Here is a 17339-nt window from a genome sequence, read left to right on the forward strand (position 1 = left end):
GGGTATAGCTCAGTTGGGAGAGCACCTGCCTTGCACGCAGGGGGTCAGGAGTTCGAATCTCCTTACCTCCACCAAATAGGTGGAAAAGTCATGAACTTTTTGTTCATGACTTTTTTGTTTTTAATAGACATATATTAAATCGTTAATATATACTAAAATTATAATTTTGGATACATATTTAATAATAACTTATATTATAATTATAATATAAAGATTAATTGAGATAAATATTAAAGAAAATATTAACAGAACATATAATGTATAGATATTATATAATATAAAAATATGCATGCTTATTAATTAGCTAAAGATGGGGAGTGTTTTTGTGATAAAAATTGAAGAATTAAAAGAGACTCTTAAACAATTAAAATTAGAAAAGAGAGATTTAATCTTAGCCAATAAAAAAACTTCTGAAATTGATAAAAAAATAAAAGATATTGAAAATAAAATAAATAACTTAAATTAGACATATAGTTAAATTATCAATTTAAGATAGGTTTTATTTAAAACCTATCTTTTTTTATTATTAAGTAAAATAAAGTTAAGAAATGTTGTAAACAATTTATAATAGTTTAAAAGAATAGGAATATTAATCATATTTTTATCATATAGTTTATTTAGAGAATTGGAACTAAATTTTAGTTAACTTTATTTATTTTATTAGAAAGTTTTTCTAATAATCAGGAGGGGTTATAATGATAAGAACTGTTGTATGTCAAAGAGATGGATGTAGTGGAAATAATTTTTTTATAGAAAGTATTGATAATAAACTGAGAGCTACTTGTAGAGAATGTGGTGAAAAATCAGATTATATTTTAAATGATGTTGGATATTATTTAGTATCTAGTTGTAATGAATGCAAAAATGAAGCTTTTAAATTATTTGTTGATACAGAGAAGAAAAATGTATTTGCAAAATGTGTTGAATGTGGAGAACCACCTGAAAAAATATTTGTAGATGAGTATGGTAATCAAATATCATCTAAGGAAAGAATTTTAAATGAAGTGAAAGAAGCTTTATATTCTGTAAATCAAAGAATGTGTAATTTAGAGATAAAAGTTGAGAACATAGAAAAAGGGCAAGGAATTTTAGAAGAATCTTTAGCATATATAAATAGATATATGATTGAATCAAGATAGGATATAGCTAATAAATTGTATAGTTTAAAGCTTTAATGTGGATAAAATGTAGGTACTATTATATACTCTGTTGATATTTTCTTTAATATTTACCTCAACGTATGATTGATCAATTTAAAATTTGAAATAATATATAATGAAAATATAATATGAAATATAGAACATTTAGATAATTACTACTAATATAATGATAAAAAATCGTAATATTAGATGTATAGTTATTTTTTAATGTTCTATTTTTTTATTTTTAAATAGTGATATTCCTAAACAGTAATATCTTAAATAGTAATACTATTATATTTGATAAATAATTATATTGTAAAAATATATTATTATTTAGAATTATATATTTTAAAATATTATACTTTAGAGTTTTTTAGTTAGAAGATTTATATGAGAGTGAGAATTTAATGTTATATAATTAAAGAGGCATATTTTATCTTATAAATTATAAGTTTACTCGTTATAAATTTTATATTAGAATTTATATTGAGTAAATTGGGGGGAGATATTATATGTATAAAAAAAATAGAATTATTTTTTCTTGGATACTTTTAGTGATTTGGATGATATTTATTTTTTATATGTCTGCTCAGCCAGCTGATATTTCTAATTCACAAAGTGGATTTGTAATTAAATTATTACAGTCTATAGGTATTGATTCAAGTGGTAATAATATTGGTTTGTTGACTACAATAGTTAGGAAAGGTGCTCACTTTTCTGAATATGCTATATTAGGATTATTAAGTTATAATGTTATGAAAAATTATTTTACAAAGAAAAGAGCTAGAATTGTTGCGGTATTAATAGTATTCTTTTATGCATGTTCAGATGAATTTCATCAATTATTTGTTTCTGGTAGAGCAGGGAAAATAACTGATGTTATTATAGACACTTCTGGAGGAATATTTTCTGTATTAGTAATATGGATGATAAACTTAAAAAATAAACTATCAGTTTAGATATATAGTTATAAAAATAGTAGATATAGGTTAAAAATAGAGTCATAATTAAAAATAGATGTATATCTAAAAATAATATATATTTAGAGATATATATTTGAATATGTAAATTAATAGATAGAAATTTAAATTTAATTAAGCAAAAAGGATATATCAAAAAGGTTTTTCTATAATATAGATTTTCCTTTGATATATCCTTTTCTTTTTTTGCGATTTAATTGTGGTGTATATTTAATAAGTGCCAAAGTCAGAAGGATGGATTGTAGAATATCCATTTTCTATTAAGGCATTTACTAACGAAGTTAATATTGAATCTTTTTCAAAGTTAAAATTAAAAACATCATTCTTACTATCTAGAGTTATATAATCAAGCTCTAGTGATGGATGATAGAATAAAGAACATAGAAGATTAGAAGTTGGATTTTTTAATTTTTCTACTATGTTTTTAGAGTTTCTATCTTTAATATATCCTAATGGTGTTGGAATAAATAAATTATTATTTTTAGTTGTTTTTAATCCTATATAATTTAAAATACTATATGGTTCATATTGATATTGAAAATATTCACCTATAATTTCTTTTTGCCTTTTAGTTGCATGATAATGTGGACTTTCAAAAAAGCTTACAGGAATATTTAAAGCTGTAGATGTATTTATAGCATTTTCAATAACAGCTCTAGTTTCTGATTCTGAAGAATTATCATTTCTAGTCAATTCACTTCCAACTGTACTTACAGTATTATTAGATTGATGTGTATATCCATGTAATCCTATTCTTCCGCCACAGTTTATTAAATAGTCTAATGCATTTATAAAGCCTGCATTATTTATATTTTTTTCTTTTAATAAGTCATTATCAATATTATTATCTGGATGAATATATCTTGGAACCCAAGCTATATTGAATTTAAGATTATTTTGGTACATAAAATCTCCTATAGCTTTAAATTTAGCTTGGTTCTCTGTATCATAGAAAGAACCTCCTGCTGTAATATCTTCAAATCTTATTAATGCAACTTTACCATTTTGTAATGGAAATTGTTTGTCTAATGATTTATTAATATTAGACTTCATAATAGAGATTGAATTTTCTTCTGAATTAAATATTGCAGTTAATCCAAATATATATTCTATATCAGATATTGAAATGAATTTTTGATTATTATGTTCTATTATACCACCTCTAAGCCAATATGTGTTGTCGTTAATATTACATTTATTATTATTAACAAAATTTATTTTAAGTTTATCATTTGTTATTTTTAATGGCTTGTTATTTATAATTTTAAAGTTTAATTTTGAGCAGACAATATCTAAAGGAATATAGTAACGTTGGCTTTTTAATAAAATTTTTGTATCTTTAGGTAAATTTTTATTTAATATAGATATTTTTATATCTGAAATTTCCTCTATAGGTTGAGATTCAAAAGTATTAATTGAAGTATAACCATTACTTTTATAACTAGAAAGTTTTTCTTTATTTATTGATTTACCTTTTACTATTCCATCTTTTATAATAATATCACCTTGAAAAAAACTAAAGTAGAAAGAAATTCCATAAATTAAAGCAATAGAAAAAATAGTTAAAGTAGCTACAATAATAATTTTTTTTAATTTCCCCATAAATAAATCCCCTTTTAATAAATTTATAAGATAATATATTATATCAACTTAAATATGAGTTATGGGATTTTTTTACTAAAAATAAGGAAAAAATAAGAAATAAACAAAATGAATTATATTAAAATTAATATAGAAAGTATTAAATTATTAATATATATGATAAAATTTATAAGTGAGAATTTGGGAATTAAAGAATATGAGAGGTAGGATATATTAATGCTTAATAAAGAAAAATGGAATAAAATAAGCTTTGGATTTATTAGCTTTGTTAATGTTGCTTTGATGATTTTATTAGGATTTGTTGTTTTTACAACTTATGAAGCTTTAAAATTAGCTAAAAATAAATTTGGAAAAGTTGACATATGTTTTTTATTAGTTACAATTTCTATAGTTTTTGTTTATTTATTTTTAAAAAAGAGAAATATTAAAAGTAAAAATATAGTTATAATTTTAATATTGATTGGCTTTATAATAAGATTAACATGGGGTCTATCTATAGATAGCATTCCAGTATCTGATTATAATGGCATATATAGAACTACATATGAAATTTTGAAGGGGAATTATTCTAAAATGTATGGAACAGGATATTTCGCAAGATTTCCTCATTTAACTATTCCTTTATTATTTGCAACACTTATGAGAGATTTATTTCCTATTAATACATTTATAGCAGTTAAAATTGTAAATTGTATTTTTTCAGCTTTGGGAATTTTAGCTATATATCTTTTATGCAGGGAAATATTTAAAAAGAATATTTATGGAGAAATAGGAGCTTTAATAATGGCTCTATATCCACCATTAATTTTATATACAGCTGTTTATTGCAATGAAAATCAAGCAATACCTTTTTATATATTATCTTTATACCTTTTTTTAAAATTTATACATAGTGAGAAGAAATATTTAGGTATTTTTTTAGCAGGTGTATCTCTTTCCATTGGGAACCTTTTTAGAATGGTTGCTACTATTATTATGATTGCTTTTATTTTATATATTATAGTTTGTTGTAATGATATTATTTTAGAAAGAGCAAAAAAAGGGGCAGTAGTTATTTTAGGTTTTGCAATACCATTAATAGCTATAAGTATTGGGTTAAAAAGTATTGGATTTACAGAACAACATCTTTGGGCTGGAAGTGAGCCTAAGATTACTAATATTCTTAAAGGAACTAATATAGAAGGCGGAGGGGGATGGACTCATGAAGATGCAATAATACCTGAAACCTATAATTTTGATAAAGAAAAAATTGAAGAAGTTTGCAAAGAAATAATATGGAATAGAATCACTAATACTCCTTTAGATGAGCTTATAGAGTTCTATTATAAAAAATATACTGGAATTTGGAGTAATGGAGAATTTTCAGGAGCTTATTGGGCAGAACATAGTTTAGATGATAACCAAATGAAAATACGAATAAGCCAAAATGGAATATGGTATATAAGATTATTTTATTTAGCTTTAATAGTGCTTTCATATATTGGACTTTTTAATAGAAATGCATTAAAAGAGTTTAAAGGAATAAATCTACTGTATTTTATATTTTGCGGATACGGGATAATGTTTTTAATTACTGAAAGACAAGATAGATACACTTTTATAGTGTGTTGGATTTTTATCGTACTCGCAATGAGTGGAGTAAATTTATTTGAAAAAAAGTTAGGAGAAAGTAAATGGAGAAGTTTAGATTAGGATTTACTGCTTTTGTAACTAATGCACTTAAAATACTACTAGGGCTTGTCTTAATAACAGCCTTTGGTGCAGTTGCAGTATATACAAAAGATTTTGATATATCATCTGTAATCACAATAGCAGTATACTTAATAACTTTCTTTGGTGGATTATATCTTGTTAAAAATAAGAATATGTCATCAAGGAACAAAATGATAATAATTATAGTATGGGGAGCAATACTTAGGATTCTTTGGATGTTAAATGCAGATACAATGCCTCAATCTGATTTTCATACTATGTATGTTAGTGGACAAGAATTATTAAAAGGAAATAATTCAGCTTTTATTGGAACTGGATATTTAGGTAGATTTCCTCATTTAGTACCTATGGCTGTATATATGGCATTTATGATAAAGATGTTTACTCATAATATAATAGCTATGAAAATAGTTAATTTATTACTTGGGTTATGGTGTATATACTTAATGTATAGAATAATAGCTGAAGTTTTTGATAGTGAAAAATATGGATTAATAGGAGCAATTCTTACAGCAACCTTTCCTCCACTTATAACTTATGTTGGAGTTTTGGTAACTGAAAATATTGCTATACCTTTCTATATGTTAAGCATATATATTTTTATTCGCTGTATAAAGAAAAAATCTAGTCCATGGTTATTTTTTGTTTCAGGATTAGCACTAGGAATAGGAAATTTATTTAGAATGGTTGCTGTAGTAACTCTTGTAGCTATGGGAATGTTTATTGTTATATATACAAGAGAAAAATGGAGAACTAAAATAGTTAATTTAGTTGCTATAGTAATTGCTTTTCAATTAATAACAGTAGGAACAGGATTAATATTAATAAAAGCTGGTGTTACTGATACGTTATTAACTAATGGAACTGAACCTAATATAACTAGTATATTAAAGGGAACTAATATACAAAGTGGTGGTAGATGGAATCCAGAAGATGCAGCGATTCCTGAAAAATATCATTTTAATAGACAAGAAATAATAAAAGCATGTGATAAAATAATATATGATAGATTAACTGAAACACCAAAAAGTGTTTTAGCAAAGTTTTATTTAGAAAAATATGTTATGCAATGGAGTGAAGGTACTGCATCAGGAATGTATTGGACTGAGCTTAATATGAAGCCAGATCAAATGATAGTATACTTTAATAATGGTGGACTTGGGATATTCCAATTAGTATTTGCAGTAATTATGTTATTTACTGTTATAGGACTATTTAATAGAAAAAGAACAAGAGAAGGAAATGGGTTAATAAACCTTTTCTATATGATGTTCTGTGGATATGGAATAACATACTTAATTACTGAAACTCAAGGAAGATATGCATATATAGTTGCGTGGATATTTATTATAATGGCAATGTCAGGATTAGAGAGGATCAAAAATGGAAAAGTTTATTAAATTTGGATTTGTAGGAATAATTAATACAGTTATAAACTGGGTAGTCTATAACATATTACTATATTTCGGTGTTAACTATATAGTTGCTAACTCAATTGGTTTTGGAGTTGGTATGATAAATAGTTATATTTGGAATAACAGATGGGTGTTTAAAGCTAAAAGTAAATCACCAAAAACAGTAACTAAATTCATAATAGTAAATTTAATTGTACTAGGATTAAATAACTTATTATTATTTGTATTTGTTAAAGAGTTTGGTATAAATAAAACAGTAGCTCAAATTTTAGTAACAATAATTATGATGGTAGTTAACTTTTTCGGAAATAAGCTTTGGACATTTAGAGAGAAGAGGGATTAAGATGAATATAGAGGGGATATGGGCTAAGAAAAAAATAAATTTAGATCTTGAAAATGCAATAATATGGTTTGTTTTTATATGTTTGGTTTTAAAAACAATTATATTTGTGACTATAGGAACATCAAAAACAGGATATACTCCAGCAGTATTCTCACCACAAATAAGTTTGTTGCCTGCACATTTAGCATGTATTCTTATTTTAGTATTTCCAGCATATTTATTTAAAAATAAGAAGCAGTTAGGATATCTATTTATAATAGATATCCTATACTCTATATTTCTAATAATAAATATTTGGTATTTTAGAGCTTCGGGAAAATATTTAGGAATAGGATTAATGTTTTTCCCAGATTTATTTAATCCGATGAAAAGGGGAATTGTTAATCCTAGTATCACAGATTTATTTTATATCTTAGATTTACCTATAATAGCATTATTACTTTTTAAAACTAAGGTATTCTTTGATAAGAAAAGAAATATTCTGGCAACTATTTTAGGGGTTATAATTTCAATAATTGCAATTTATGGGACATACTATGAATACGATATAAGAAAATCAGATAATGGATCAACTAATTTTATAGCAACTGATTGGGGCTCAGCTCAAGATATGAGAAATATGTGGCCTCTTGCATATTTTGTTTATGATAATTATAAAGCAATAGAAGCTTATAATAGAAAGCCTAATATAGAGCAAATAGATAAAATAAATGAATGGTTCAAAGAGAATGAAGAAAATCTGCCAGAGAATAAATACTTTGGGATGTTTAAAGGAAAAAATGTTATATTTGTTCAGATGGAGTCTTTAGAGGATTTTGTTATAGGAGAAAAAGTTTATGGACAAGAAATAACTCCTGTTCTAAATAAATTAGTGAAACATTCTTTATATTTTAATAATATTTATGAGCAAAATAATGGAGGAAATAGTATTGATTGTGATATGTTAGTTAATACAGGGATGTTAACTCTTGGAAATAGTATTACTTTCTTAACTAATCCATATACTCAATATCCTTCTATGGCAAGAATATTAAATTCGAAAGGATATACTGCAATATCTACCCGAGCAGAACCTGGAGGAGATTATAATTGGGCAGAAGCACATTCAAATGCATTAGGATTTAAAAATATTTGGGATTCAAATGATTATGAGTTTAATGAGATAGTTGGATTTGGCTTATCAGATAGAACTTTCTACAATCAATATATTGATAAATTAAAAGACGTAAAAAATCCATTTTTCTCAATGATTGCTAACTTATCTAATCATGGACCATTTGATATAAAAGATGATTATAGAAACTTGAATTTACCGAAGGATTTAGATAAGACAAAGTTAGGTGGATATTTCCAAAGCTCTCATTATGCAGATGAACAGATTGGATTTTTAATAAATAAGCTTAAAAATTTAGGAATGATGAAAGACACTATTTTAGTTATATATGGAGATCATGGTGGAGTTCATAAATATTATGATGATGAGTTAAAAGATATAAATCTTCCAGGAGATTGGTGGAAAGAATATGAGAAAAAAATTCCATTTATAATATATAGTGAAGGAATTAAAGGACAAGAAATAAATACTATTGGTGGTCATATGGATATAATGCCAACAGTATTAAATCTTTTAGGAGTAAAACCAGAAGTTCCTATAATGGGAAGAAATCTTTTAAATACTAAAATAAATGCTACAGTATTAAAAGGTAATGAAATTGTAGGTAATCCAAGCCCTAAAGAAAGGGAGCATTTAAAAGAAGCTTATCAAATAGCTGAGTATATAATAAATAATAATTACTATAAATATGAAAATAAAATAGATAATTAAAAATATAACTGCTTCATAACATTTTATGTTTTGAAGCAGTTTTTATATTATAGATTATTACATCTTGTTAAAGATGTGTAAAAGTGTTACAGTAATATATGAAATTTTAATTTTAGGGTGATAAGCGAATGAAGAAATTAATATCAGTAGTAGTGCCTATGTATTTTGAAGAAAAAGTGGTAAATGAATGCTATAAAAGATTAACAGAAGTAATGTCAAGCTTTGAAAATTATAATTATGAAATAATATTTGTAAATGATGGTTCAACAGATGGTACATTACCTGCGCTTAAAGAATTTGCAAAAGAAGATAAAAATATTAAAGTAATAGATTTTGCAAGAAACTTTGGACATCAGATAGCAGTAACAGCTGGAATTAAAGAAGCAAAAGGAGATGCAGTTGTAGTAATTGACGCTGATCTTCAAGATCCACCAGAACTTATAATACAAATGGTTGAAAATTGGGAAAATGGATATGATGTTGTGTATGCAAAAAGAAAGAAAAGAGATGGTGAAACTTTCTTTAAATTATTAACAGCAAAATATTTTTATAAGTTCTTAGATTTTATGTCAGATGTGGATATACCTAAAAATACTGGGGATTATCGTTTAATGGACAGAAAAGTTGTGGATGTTTTTAATAGTATGGGAGAAAAAAATCGTTTCGTTAGAGGAATGGTTTCTTGGCTTGGTTTCAACCAAACTTATGTAGAATTTGATAGAGCAGAAAGATTTGCAGGTGAATCTAAATATCCATTAAAGAAAATGCTTAAATTAGCAGAAGATGGTATAATATCTTTTTCACATAAGCCAATAAATATAATAAGTGGCCTATCAATCATATTCTTTGTAGTGTTTGGAATTCAAATAATATGGATGATAGTTGAAGGAATTATTAAACATAGTATAACAAATTTAATTGTATTAAGTACATATATTAGTTTTGTAACAGCTATAATTTTAGGTGTTATTTCTATATTAGGAAAATATATAATTAGAATGTTTGATGAAGTTAATAAAAGACCTCTTTATATTATTAGAGATAAAATAAATTTTGAAGAAGATAAAAAATAGTATCTAAAAAATTAGATACTATTTTTTATTTTATCTATTATATTAAGAATATAATAACATTATTTAACTATTAACTTTTATTCAAAATATTAAAATGATAAGATTTAGTAAATTAATAAAAATATACATTTAAATTATTAATTTGTTAAAACACTAAAATTTTAAGTGATAAATAAATTTTAAAATAAAATATTTATTTTTAAAAAAGAGATTCAAATATGGATAATATAATATGATTAAATTGTTGTAATAAAATAGATTAATTATAATGGTATAATAATTAAAAAGATATTAAATCTTAAAAATTGCTAGTATTAATAACGAAGGAGAAAATATTTTGGGGAAACATAGTAAATTAAAATCTACAAATAGTAGAAAGATTATAATTGGAATTATTACAATAATAGTTATTTTAATTGTTGTGTATTTAGGGCTATCTATGTATTTCGTTGATCATTTCTATTTTGGTTCATCTATTGATTCTGTAAATATTTCTGGAGATACAGTTGTACAAGCAAATGCGAAAATAGAATCTAAATTTGATGGATATAAGTTAAAAGTAGAAGGTCGAGATGGGTTAAACGTAGAATTAACAAATAATGATATTGGATTGAACTATAATCAAAATGAAGTTATGAAACTTAAAAACAGACAAAATCCATTTAAATGGGGAATTGAAATTTTCAATAGTAATGATACTAAAATTTCTGTTTCAAAATCTTATGATAAGGAATTATTAAATAAAACTTTAAACACTACTTTCTACGGAAATAAGTATAAAGTTATATCACCTAAAAATGCTAGTTTTAAATATGTAGACGGAAAATATGAAATAGTAAAAGAAGTTTACGGAAATAAGCTAAATAAGGACAAGGCAACAGAAGCAATTTTAAATGCTATTGAAAATGGAGAAAAACAAATAAATTTAGAAAATTTAAATTGTTATGAAAATCCAACATATTTATCTAATTCACCAAAAGTTATTGAAGCTCAAAAGGAATTAAATAAATATGTGTCTTCTAAAGTAACTTATGATATAGGAAATAATAAAATTGTAGTTGATGGAAGTACTATTCATAAGTGGTTATCAGTAAATAAAGATATGAATGTTGTAGTAAGTAATCAATTAGTAACAGAGTTTGTTAATTCATTAGCAGCTAAATATAATACAGTTGGAAAAACTAGAACATTTAAAACTTCATTAGGAAACACTGCAACAGTTTCAGGTGGAGACTTTGGATGGAAAATAAATGTTTCAGATGAAGTTCAAACTTTAATATCAGAAATAAAAGAGGGAAAACAAATTGAGAGAAAACCTATTTATTCACAAAAAGGATTGCCTTATGGAACTGTTGGATTAGGAAATACTTATGTAGAGGTAAATCTTTCAACACAACATATGTGGTACTATAAAGATGGAAAGCTTATAGTTCAAAGTGATGTTGTTACAGGAAATGTAAGTAAAAATGATGCTACTCCACAAGGAGTATATTATATAAAATATAAAGAAGCTAATACACATTTAAAAGGTAAAGATTATGATACTCCAGTTAAGTTTTGGATGCCTTTTAATGGGGGAATAGGACTTCATGATGCATGGTGGAGAGATAAATTTGGTAAAGATATATATAAAACAAGTGGATCTCATGGATGTGTAAATTTACCACCACAAGTTGCACAAACAGTATTTGATAATATAACTCCTGGAACTATAGTAGTTTGTTATAATTAGTAAAGATTAAGAAAGGATAATAATTTATTATCCTTTCTTTTTTCATTAAAGGAGTATACATAAAATAATTTTAAAATACTAATTTTTATTATTTTTAAATAATTTAATTATTTAATAGCTAAATATCTCATACTGTATTAAACCTTTTCATAAATATAAAGAAAAGAGTTTTGAAAGGCTGGTGAAAAGATTGCTTTCATAAAATGTAAAATAAGCAATCTGGGAGATATGAAGGATTATAGTATTAAAAATCTTAGAAATATTGGTTTTATAGGACATGGAGCAACAGGAAAAACATCTTTAGTTGAAGGAATAGCTTATACAACAGGTTTAATTGATAGAATGGGACGTGTTGAAGATAAAAATACTTTAAGTGATTTTGACTCAGAAGAAAAGAAAAGAGGATTTTCTATATCTCTTTCAGTTATTCCAATAGAAAAAAATAATATAAAAATTAATCTTTTAGATATTCCAGGATACTTTGATTTTTATGGTGAAAGTATTCAAGGAATGAGATCTGTTGATGTAGCCAATATAGTAGTTTGTGGTGTATCTGGTATTCAAGTAGGAACAGAAAAAGCTTGGGATTATTGCAATAAGATTAAATTATCAAGAACATTTTTTATAAATAAGTTAGATAGAGAAAATGCAAATTTTGATAAGACATTAAATGAATTGAAAGAAATTTTTGGGATAAGTGTAGTGCCTGTTCAATATCCAATTGGAATAGGAGAAAACTTTAGAGGAATAATTGATGTCATATCAGAAAAAGCTAAAATTTACAACTATAAAACTAAAAGGATTGAGGAAACTGAAATTCCAAAAGAGCTTCTAGAAAAAGTAGCAGAATGTAAGCAAATGATTACTGAAGCTGTTGCTGAAACAAGAGAAGAATTATTAGATAAATATTTTAATGAAGGTTTTTTAACTTCTGAAGAATTATATAAAGGGCTTTTAGATGGTTGTGCAAGAGGAGAAATAGCACCAGTAATGTGTGGAAGTGCAACTAATGGAATAGGAATGGATAGTCTCTTAGATAATATAGTTAGATTTTTTCCAGATCCAGAATTTTCATTAGCTCAAAAGTGTATTAGAGAGGATAATGAAACTGACCATATATGCTTAGATGAAGAAGAAAAATTTTCCGCATTTATATTTAAAACTTCTATTGATCCATTTGCAGGAAAACTATCATTTTTTAGAGTGATTACAGGAGAAATTTCTAGTAATGATTTAGTTATAAATAGATTAAAAGAAAAAGAAGAAAAGATATCAAATCTATATTTTATTAATGGAAAAAATACAGAAAAAGCAAATAAGATTATTGCAGGGGATATTGGAGTTATAGCAAAAGTTGATTCATTAGAAACTGGAGATACAATAACTGCATTAGATTATAATGTTGTTTATGATAAATTAAATTTTAGAAAGCCTATGATGCATAAGGCTGTTTATCCAAAAGATAAAGGTAGCGAAGATAAAATAAATATTGGATTAAGCAAAATAATAGAAGAAGATAAATCTTTGCAATTAGAAAGAAGAGAAGTTACAGGAGAATTAGTTATAAGTGGAGTATCAGAACTTCATTTAGATGTGGTAGAAAGTAAATTAAAAGAGAAATTTGGAGCAGAGGTTTTATTTAAAAAGCCTAAATTTAATTATAAAGAAACTATAACAAGTCATTCTGATGTTCAAGGTAAGCATAAAAAGCAATCTGGAGGACATGGACAATATGGTGATGTAAAAATAAAATTTGAAAGAAGATTAGATGGAGAAGAAGGATTAGAATTTGTAGATAATGTAGTTGGAGGAGCTGTTCCAAGAAATTTTATACCAGTAGTTGAAAAAGCTTTAGAAGATTGTATGAAAAAAGGAGTTCTTTTAGGATATCCATTAGTTCAGCTTAAAGCAACTCTTTATGATGGGTCAAGCCATTCTGTAGATTCATCAGAAATGGCATTTAAGATAGCAACTTCTATAGCATATAAAAAAGGAATAGAGCTTGCAAAACCTATAATTTTAGAACCTATAATGAAGGTAAATATTTATATAAGAGATGAAAGTATGGGTGATATAATTTCAGATATAAATAAGAGGAGGGGAAGAGTTTTAGGAATGGAAGGAGAAGGAGAGGTGAAGACTGTAATAGCTGAAGTTCCAGAAAGTGAATTATATACCTATGCAACAGACCTTCAGGCAATGACAGGAGGAAGAGGATATTTCGAAGTAGAATATTCAAGACATGAGGAGTTATCTAAAATAGAGACACTTAAATTAATAGAAAGTAAAGAAGAATAAAAAAGAAAACCTTCTGGCATAATAAAAATGCAAGGAGGTTTTTTTATGTCAAATTATATAATGAATGTAAAAAAAGAACTTACTAAAGATGAATATGGAAATATTCATGATTACCTTGGAGTAATAGATGTTAATGATAATTTTACTATGAATATAGAAAATAAAAATTTGATAAATCTAGAGATGATTAATCAAATATTTGAAGAAAATAATTTTGTAAAAATTAAAGAACAGATAAATGAAAATGGAAGCTGTATTATAGAAGCTAACAAAGTATACTAAATTAATATTATGTTAAATAAATTTGTTTATATTGATATTTATAGAATAGAAAATTATAATTTATGGTAATTTAGTAAACAATAGAGGAAATTCTTTAAGGAGTAAACAAAATGATTAAAAGAAGTAAAAAGATAGCAGTTGTAATAGTTGCGGCTGCAGTTATAGCAGGGGGAATATTTGTAGGATGTGGAAATTCAAATCCTATAGATAAAGAATTACAAGCAGGCAAAACAGCATTAAGCCAAAAAAATTATACAGAAGCTTTAAAAGATTTTAAAGAAGTAGAAAATAAAGATAAAAATAATCAAGAAGTATTAGATTTAATAAATATAATACAAGGTTATGAAAATGCAAAACAAAGTTATGATAATAATAATTTAACTGAAGCAGAAAATTATATAAATAACATACCAAGCAGTTATATAAATTATGCAATAAAAGATGATATAAATAATCTTAAAAATGAGATAATTGAAAAAGAAAAATCAGAAAAAAATAAAGTAAGTAGTACTAAAGAAAAAACAAGTAATACAACTAACAAAACAAATAATTCAAATGAAAAATCAAATATCACAAAAGAAATATCACAAAAAATTACTGAAGGTGAAAAGCTTATAAAATCAGGAGATATTAATTCTGCAAAAACAATCTTAAATAGTATAAACTTACAAGAGGCAACAGAAGCTCAAAAAGAAGAAATATCTAATGATATGAATAAGATAACAAATCAAATTCAACAAGAAAATCAAAAACAAGCAAATAAAGTAGCTGCAGATAAAGAAAAACTTCAAAAGCAAAGAAAAGCACTAGAACAAAAAGAAGAAAAATCAAAAAATGCTGATGATGTAAAATTAAATAAGAAAAATAGTGATATAGTTTCAACTTCAAAAAATGTAGTTTATACTGATAATGCTTTAGGAATAAAATTTACTATTCCAGCAGATTGGGTAAATCATATATTAATAAAAGAATATGGTGATGGAATAATAATTAATTTCACTTCAGAGGACGTAAAAGAGCCAGTATTTATGTTATCTATTGAAAGAAATGGAGAAATGGATGGACTTTTAGACAATGAAATAACTAAAGTAATAAACGGACAATATTTTGTATACGGACAGGCACCTATGAATTCATTAGATAGTAACAAGCAAGCAGCACCTTTATTTAAACAACTTATGAGTGAAGCAAATACAGTTAAAGATTCACTTTCAAGCTCAAGATAATAAATATAAAATTAGAAAGATAGATATAACTATTTTATATCTATCTTTTTTATTTGTAGAATTTTTATAAAACTACATATTTATAAATACATTACACAGAATTTGTAATTAAATTTAAAAAAGTATTAATTTATTTTAGATTGCTTTATATAAAATAATTTTTTTTAAGATATATTTTATATAAGTAATGAATAAAAAAATGAATATAAAGTTAATATTAAAAAATATATGGTTATTAAAAAAAATAAAAAAATATGTATAATTGTTATAGTCATTTATGTTTTTTATAAAAAATAATTTATAAAATCTTATAAAATATAAAATCTGAAGCTTTGAAATACATTTTTTAATTTGGGCACTTTAAATGTATAGAGCTAGTAGTGCAACCGACTGATTTATTCAATAGAAATTGGAAAAAATCAGTTTTTTTATTTTTAAAAATACATTTTTTGTTATATAGAGATTAATAAATAAAATATATTTAAAATTAATATAAAATCTGAAGCTTTGAAATACATTTTTTATTTGGGCACTTTAAATGTATAGAGCTAGTAGTGCAACCGACTGATTTATTCAATAGAAATTGAAAAAATCAGTCTTTTTATTTATAAAGAATTATTTTAATAAAAAGAATTTAAGTTATGTAAATTTAATTTTAGGAGGGAAATTCATTGAATAGGAAAAAAATAGCTGTTATTATAGCAACTGCAACTATTGTAGGAGGAATTTATATGAATCCTGTAATTGCTCATGCAGATAATATTAATAATGTTGCTAATATAAAAGTTCAAGAGCAAAATAATTCAAATATTACTAATAATATAGATGCTTATGATCAAGCAAGTTATATATCATTAAATAATATAACTTTTAGTAGTGATAAAGATATAAGTGGAAAATATCTTTATGTAGAAGTTGAAGGTTATGGACAAGTTACAGTTGGAGAAATTAAAACTACAATGATAGATGGTGTAAAGCATTATATAGTTCCGAAAGCTGAAAATGGTAATGATATTCCTGTAAACAAACCATTAAATGTAAAATTTTATATAGCTAATTCACAATTCGAAAAATTTGATTTAAGTAAGTGTACTTTAGCGTATGAAATGAAAGGAGTTGAATTTCATGCTTTAGATGTGTTTCAAATTAAAGTAAAATCAAAGTTACCAGAAGAATATAATGGTGAAGATGTATATTATTCATTAAATCCACTTAGTACAACAAGTCAAGTTAATGAAATAAAGCAATTAAAACAAGTTAAAATAGCAAAAGATGGAACAGTTAATGTTTATACTAATTCCCAATCAGCGGGAAATATATATTTCTATATAAAAAATAAGGACGGTAAATTTACAAGATATTTTACACAATATATACCTGGGGCAGTAAACTATACTATAAAGAAGCTTGATTATTATCAAAATGCAGGAAATGGAACATATTTAACTTCTAAAATGCCAGCATCTTTTGTTTGTCCAGAGAATCAAGCATGGGTTGTAATGGGAAATGGCATGATAAATATAAATTTAAATCCAGGGAAAATACCAGATTCAAGTAAGATAAAAACAACAATAAGTATAGAAGGTCTAGATGGAAAAATTATAGGAACTCCAGAAAGTGCAACTGGGGAATTAGGAAAGAAAACAAATTTAAAAACACCAAATATACCAGAAGGATATCATTTAGTAAATATAACTGATAACGGAAA

The 17339-nt window shown here is 25.0% G+C and carries 14 protein-coding genes and 2 riboswitches; of the genes, 13 read left to right on the forward strand and 1 reads right to left on the reverse strand.

All coding sequences use genetic code 11. The annotated features are described in order from the left end of the window. Window positions 1-325 precede the first annotated feature (325 nt). The 3 genes from HMPREF1092_RS17025 (at window position 326) to HMPREF1092_RS00465 (ending at window position 2101) form a co-directional block, all read left to right on the forward strand. Window positions 326-466: a hypothetical protein gene (locus HMPREF1092_RS17025; protein WP_002596605.1), complete on the forward strand. Its 141-nt coding sequence runs from the start codon at window positions 326-328 to the stop codon at window positions 464-466. A gap of 229 nt (window positions 467-695) precedes the next feature. Further along, complete coding sequence (locus HMPREF1092_RS00460; protein ID WP_002596606.1) at window positions 696-1139, forward strand: hypothetical protein; 444 nt, start codon at window positions 696-698, stop codon at window positions 1137-1139. A gap of 515 nt (window positions 1140-1654) precedes the next feature. After that, on the forward strand, window positions 1655-2101 hold the full coding sequence (locus HMPREF1092_RS00465) for a VanZ family protein (RefSeq protein WP_002596607.1): 447 nt from the start codon (window positions 1655-1657) through the stop codon (window positions 2099-2101). 231 nt (window positions 2102-2332) lie between these two features. Here the strand turns inward: HMPREF1092_RS00465 and HMPREF1092_RS00470 are convergent, their stop codons facing one another. Further along, on the reverse strand, window positions 2333-3724 hold the full coding sequence (locus HMPREF1092_RS00470) for a DUF2334 domain-containing protein (RefSeq protein WP_002596608.1): 1392 nt from the start codon (window positions 3722-3724) through the stop codon (window positions 2333-2335). Between the two features lie 216 nt (window positions 3725-3940). On the opposite strand from HMPREF1092_RS00470, the gene HMPREF1092_RS00475 reads away from it, so the two are divergent. From HMPREF1092_RS00475 to HMPREF1092_RS17030, 10 genes are all read left to right on the forward strand, one after another. After that, on the forward strand, window positions 3941-5416 hold the full coding sequence (locus HMPREF1092_RS00475) for a glycosyltransferase family 39 protein (RefSeq protein ID WP_002596609.1): 1476 nt from the start codon (window positions 3941-3943) through the stop codon (window positions 5414-5416). Continuing rightward, complete coding sequence (locus HMPREF1092_RS00480; protein WP_002596610.1) at window positions 5398-6837, forward strand: ArnT family glycosyltransferase; 1440 nt, start codon at window positions 5398-5400, stop codon at window positions 6835-6837. Before HMPREF1092_RS00475 ends, HMPREF1092_RS00480 begins: the two co-directional genes overlap by 19 nt. Continuing rightward, entirely contained in the window at window positions 6821-7195 is a 375-nt protein-coding gene (locus tag HMPREF1092_RS00485) for a GtrA family protein (protein WP_002596611.1), read from the forward strand. Before HMPREF1092_RS00480 ends, HMPREF1092_RS00485 begins: the two co-directional genes overlap by 17 nt. Before the next feature lies 1 nt (window position 7196). Beyond that, window positions 7197-9020 (forward strand): LTA synthase family protein, encoded by a 1824-nt coding sequence (locus tag HMPREF1092_RS00490; RefSeq protein WP_002596612.1) that lies wholly within the window; start codon window positions 7197-7199, stop codon window positions 9018-9020. A 128-nt stretch (window positions 9021-9148) separates the two neighbouring features. Further along, window positions 9149-10093, forward strand: coding sequence for a glycosyltransferase family 2 protein (locus tag HMPREF1092_RS00495; protein WP_002596613.1), 945 nt, complete (start codon window positions 9149-9151; stop codon window positions 10091-10093). 337 nt (window positions 10094-10430) lie between these two features. Next, window positions 10431-11825: a L,D-transpeptidase family protein gene (locus HMPREF1092_RS00500; protein WP_002596614.1), complete on the forward strand. Its 1395-nt coding sequence runs from the start codon at window positions 10431-10433 to the stop codon at window positions 11823-11825. A gap of 228 nt (window positions 11826-12053) precedes the next feature. Beyond that, window positions 12054-14123, forward strand: coding sequence for an elongation factor G (locus HMPREF1092_RS00505; RefSeq protein WP_002596615.1), 2070 nt, complete (start codon window positions 12054-12056; stop codon window positions 14121-14123). A 45-nt stretch (window positions 14124-14168) separates the two neighbouring features. Continuing rightward, a complete protein-coding gene (locus HMPREF1092_RS00510) occupies window positions 14169-14405 on the forward strand; it encodes a hypothetical protein (protein WP_002596616.1) in 237 nt (78 codons plus the stop codon). Between the two features lie 110 nt (window positions 14406-14515). Then, window positions 14516-15631: a hypothetical protein gene (locus HMPREF1092_RS00515; RefSeq protein ID WP_002596617.1), complete on the forward strand. Its 1116-nt coding sequence runs from the start codon at window positions 14516-14518 to the stop codon at window positions 15629-15631. Between the two features lie 316 nt (window positions 15632-15947). Next, window positions 15948-16032: riboswitch (cyclic di-GMP riboswitch) on the forward strand. A gap of 90 nt (window positions 16033-16122) precedes the next feature. Beyond that, a riboswitch (cyclic di-GMP riboswitch) is annotated at window positions 16123-16206 on the forward strand. Between the two features lie 96 nt (window positions 16207-16302). Further along, a partial coding sequence (locus HMPREF1092_RS17030) for a hypothetical protein (RefSeq protein ID WP_002596618.1) occupies window positions 16303-17339 on the forward strand: 1037 nt, incomplete at its 3' end.

The sequence above is a fragment of the Clostridium thermobutyricum genome (assembly GCF_000371465.1).
GTDB lineage: Bacteria > Bacillota > Clostridia > Clostridiales > Clostridiaceae > Clostridium > Clostridium thermobutyricum.

Coding starts and splice junctions, on each gene's coding strand:
- HMPREF1092_RS00460 (WP_002596606.1), top strand. CDS start 696: ATGATAAGAACTGTTGTATGTCAAAGAGATGGATGTAGTGGAAATAAT.
- HMPREF1092_RS00465 (WP_002596607.1), top strand. CDS start 1,655: ATGTATAAAAAAAATAGAATTATTTTTTCTTGGATACTTTTAGTGATT.
- HMPREF1092_RS00470 (WP_002596608.1), bottom strand. CDS start 3,724: ATGGGGAAATTAAAAAAAATTATTATTGTAGCTACTTTAACTATTTTT.
- HMPREF1092_RS00475 (WP_002596609.1), top strand. CDS start 3,941: ATGCTTAATAAAGAAAAATGGAATAAAATAAGCTTTGGATTTATTAGC.
- HMPREF1092_RS00480 (WP_002596610.1), top strand. CDS start 5,398: ATGGAGAAGTTTAGATTAGGATTTACTGCTTTTGTAACTAATGCACTT.
- HMPREF1092_RS00485 (WP_002596611.1), top strand. CDS start 6,821: ATGGAAAAGTTTATTAAATTTGGATTTGTAGGAATAATTAATACAGTT.
- HMPREF1092_RS00490 (WP_002596612.1), top strand. CDS start 7,197: ATGAATATAGAGGGGATATGGGCTAAGAAAAAAATAAATTTAGATCTT.
- HMPREF1092_RS00495 (WP_002596613.1), top strand. CDS start 9,149: ATGAAGAAATTAATATCAGTAGTAGTGCCTATGTATTTTGAAGAAAAA.
- HMPREF1092_RS00505 (WP_002596615.1), top strand. CDS start 12,054: ATGAAGGATTATAGTATTAAAAATCTTAGAAATATTGGTTTTATAGGA.
- HMPREF1092_RS00510 (WP_002596616.1), top strand. CDS start 14,169: ATGTCAAATTATATAATGAATGTAAAAAAAGAACTTACTAAAGATGAA.
- HMPREF1092_RS00515 (WP_002596617.1), top strand. CDS start 14,516: ATGATTAAAAGAAGTAAAAAGATAGCAGTTGTAATAGTTGCGGCTGCA.